The organism is Streptomyces sp. SID4985 (assembly GCF_009863025.1).
Lineage (GTDB): Bacteria > Actinomycetota > Actinomycetes > Streptomycetales > Streptomycetaceae > Streptomyces.
This window is the reverse complement of the sequence record NZ_WWIR01000436.1, coordinates 1-3,306: the sequence shown is the minus strand read 5'-3', so window position 1 is coordinate 3,306 and position 3,306 is coordinate 1. Positions and strand designations below refer to the sequence as shown.

Below are 3,306 nucleotides of genomic sequence, written 5' to 3'. Positions count from 1 at the left end.
ACGACCGCTACCGGGGCATCAAGAACCTGCGTGAGCTCGTCTTCATGAACGAGGACGACATGCGGGAGCGCGGCATCTCGGAGTTCGACCCCGTGAACATCGTCTCCACGGCGAAGGACGGCAGCCATCGGTACCTCGACGGCTACCTCGCCATCCCGTACGACATGCCGCGGGGCTGCGCGGCCGGCTACATGCCCGAGATGAACGTCCTGATCGCCCTGTGCGACTACAGCACCCAGAGCGACCAGCCGCTCATGAAGCAGGTGAGGGTCCACATCACCCCGGCGACCTGACCCCCGACGAAGGACGAGCGGCCCCCCTCCTGGCGAGGGGGGCCGCTCGCCGTGCGGGGGTTGTCGGGCGCGTCCGATCCGCTGGGGGCCTTCGCCGACCCCGGCCCGGCGAAGGCCCGTGCGCTCGTGGGCTGCCCTCGCGGGCGTTGCGGCTCCGACCGGCGCCGCCGCCCTTGACATCGGACGTGGTGGGCCACCGTTGCGACGCGCCGGACCGGTGTCCCGCATGAGCGTCACCGGCACGGCTGTCCGGCGCGGCGGGGCTTCCCTGTCCCGAAGCGAACCCGGGGGCTCCTCCGGGCGTCGCCCGGCCTGCGGCCTGCGGCCTGGTCTCGGACGCGGCAGCCCGGCGCTGTTTTGTGCCGGGTCGGCCGCCCGCGCCTGCCCCGGGCGCGGCTTGCTGCGGCAGCCGGGCGGGTTGAGGTAGCCGCCCGGGTCGTCTCCGCTCCGCCGGGGTTCAACGCCCGGGCGTCGGCGCTGTTTTGTGCCGGGTCGGCCGCCCGCGCCCGCCACGGGCGCGGCTTGCCACGGCCGTCCGGGGCGCCGTGGCATCCCTCGGTTCGCTTCCGCTCCGCCGGGACTCAACGTCCGGGCGTTGCGGTCGCGTTCGGTGACGGACGGGGTGTCTCACCAACTGCCCGGCTCGGCCACGGCAGTTCGACGCGCCGAGACTCCCCGGTTCCGCAGTGGAACCGGGGAGCCTCGGCGAGGAGAGCCCTTCTCAGTGACCCGAAGGGATGTGGTGGACGGCGATGCGCTTGCTGAAGACCCAGTACGTCCACGCCTGGTAGAGGACGATGAGCGGGGCGAAGATCGCCGCGACGATCGTCATCACGGTCAGCGTGTAGGAGCCGGACGAGGCGTTGCTCACCGTCAGGGACCAGTTGGGGTTGAGCGTGGAGGGCATGACGTCCGGGAAGAGCGCCAGGAACAGCATCGAGATCGCCGCCACGATGCTCAGCCCGGAGAAGACGAACGCCCAGCCCTCGCGGCCCAGTTGGTTGAAGAACAGGGCCACGGGGAGCGCCACGAACGCGACGATCATGATGGCCAGGCTCCGGCCGTCGCCGGAGTTCACCTGGGTCCAGAGGAGGAAGGCGAGCACCAGCGGAAGGGTGATCAGCCCCAGCAGGGGCGCGAACTTCCGTGCCCGTTCCCGGATCTCACCCGCCGTCTTCAGCGCCACGAAGATCGCGCCGTGCGTGACACAGACCGCCAGCAGGGCGAACCCGCCGAGGATCGCGTACCCGTTGAACAGCTCGCCGGGCGTGCCCACGTACGACTTGCCCGCGTTGATCGAGACGCCCTGCACGATGTTGGCGAAGACGACGCCCCACAGGAACGGGAGGATCAGCGAGGTCCAGAAGGTGACCTGCTCCCAGCTGCGCTGCCAGCGCTCGTTGTCGCGTTTGCCGCGGTACTCGAAGGAGACACCCCGGGCGATCAGGCAGAGCACGATGATCAGCAGCGGGATGTAGAAGCCGCTGAACATGGTGGCGTACCACTCCGGGAAGGCCGCGAAGGTGGCGCCGGCGGCCGCGATCACCCAGACTTCGTTGCCGTCCCAGACCGGGGCGATCGTGTTGATGAGGACACGCCGCTCCTTGTCGTTCCGGGCCATCACCTGGGTGAGGACGCCGACTCCGAAGTCGAAGCCCTCCAGGAAGAAGTAGCCGACCCAGAGGAGGGCGATCAGGATGAACCAGAGATCGTGGAGATACATGACCGTCCGTCCTCAGTAGGCGATGGCGAGGGGCTTGTCCTGGTCGTCCGGGGACATGCGCATGGTCGGGTCCTTGGACGGCGGTCTCTCCTCGACGTCCGGACCGGGTTTGGCGTACTTGACCATGAGCCCCCCTTCGACCACCGCGAGAATCGCGTAGACGGCGCTGAGCGCGGCCAGCGAACCGATCTGGGTGCCGACGCTCACGTTCGGCGAGACGGCGTCCGCGGTCTTCATCAGGTGGAACACCACCCAGGGCTGGCGGCCCATCTCCGTGAAGATCCAGCCGAAGCTGTTGGCGATCAGGGGGAAGCCCAGCGTGAGCATGACGATGCGCCAGCTCCACTTGGTGAAGAAGTCGTTCATCCTGATCTTGTTGGTGATCATCAGGTTGGGCGGCTCGTCCTCACCGGTGCGGTATCTGGACTCCAGCCAGAATTTCTTGCGCGTGAGCCAGAGGCCGAGGACGCCGATGCCGAAGCTCGTCATCCCGAAGAAGATCATGAGCCGGAAGCCCCAGTACGTCATGAAGATGTTCGGGATGTAGTCCTCGCGGCTGCCGCCGAACATCTGGACCTGTTCGTCGGCACGGTTGTTGATGCCGGGTACGGGCGAGTGGAAGTTGCTCTGGGCGAGGAAGGACAGCAGGCCGGGCAACTCCAGTGCCACGTCGTTGCGGCCCTCGTTGACATTGCCGACCGAGAGGATCGAGAAGGGTGCGGGTCCCTGGGTGTCCCACAGGGCCTCGGCCGCGGCCATCTTCATCGGCTGCTGCCGGAACATGACCTTGCCCAGCTGGTCGCCGCTGAACGCGGTCAGGATGCCGGCGACGAGCATGACGACGAGCGAGCACTTCAGGGAGGCCCGCATGGCGCCGATGCGCCGACGATCGGTGTCCTTGCCCCGCTTGGCCCGCCACAGGTGATAGGCGGCGATGCCCATCACGAAGGCCGCGCCGGTGATGAAGGCCGCCGACAGGGTGTGCCAGACCTGCGTCAGGGTCGTGTCCTGGAACAGCACGCGCCAGATGTTGACGAGCCGGGCCCTGCCGGTAATGGGGTCGATCCGGTAGCCGACCGGGTGCTGCATGAAGGAGTTGGCCGCCAGGATGAAGTACGCCGAGAGAAGGCTGCCGATCGTGACGACCCAGATGCACGCGAGGTGCACCTTCTTCGGCAGCCGGTGCCAGCCGAAGATCCACAGGCCGATGAACACGGACTCGAAGAAGAAGGCGATCAGCGCCTCCATCGCCAGCGGGGCGCCGAAGACGTCACCGACGAAGCGGGAGTA

2 protein-coding genes and 1 pseudogene are annotated in these 3,306 nt (G+C 67.8%); 1 reads left to right on the top strand and 2 read right to left on the bottom strand.

The annotated features are described in order from the left end of the window. Nucleotides 1–293, top strand: a pseudogene (locus GTW40_RS18945) (formate dehydrogenase); the annotation flags it as partial. 721 nt (nt 294–1,014) lie between these two features. Here the strand turns inward: GTW40_RS18945 and cydB are convergent. Both cydB and GTW40_RS18935 read right to left on the bottom strand, forming a co-directional pair. Beyond that, nucleotides 1,015–2,016, bottom strand: a complete 1,002-nt coding sequence (gene cydB / locus GTW40_RS18940) for a cytochrome d ubiquinol oxidase subunit II (protein WP_161181380.1) — start codon at nt 2,014–2,016, stop codon at nt 1,015–1,017. Between the two features lie 12 nt (nt 2,017–2,028). Further along, a partial coding sequence (locus GTW40_RS18935; protein WP_161181379.1) for a cytochrome ubiquinol oxidase subunit I occupies nt 2,029–3,306 on the bottom strand: 1,278 nt, incomplete at its 5' end.

Bases quoted from the DNA above. Each gene is read 5' to 3' on its own strand.
- cydB (WP_161181380.1), bottom strand. From the start codon at position 2,016: ATGTATCTCCACGATCTCTGGTTCATCCTGATCGCCCTCCTCTGGGTC.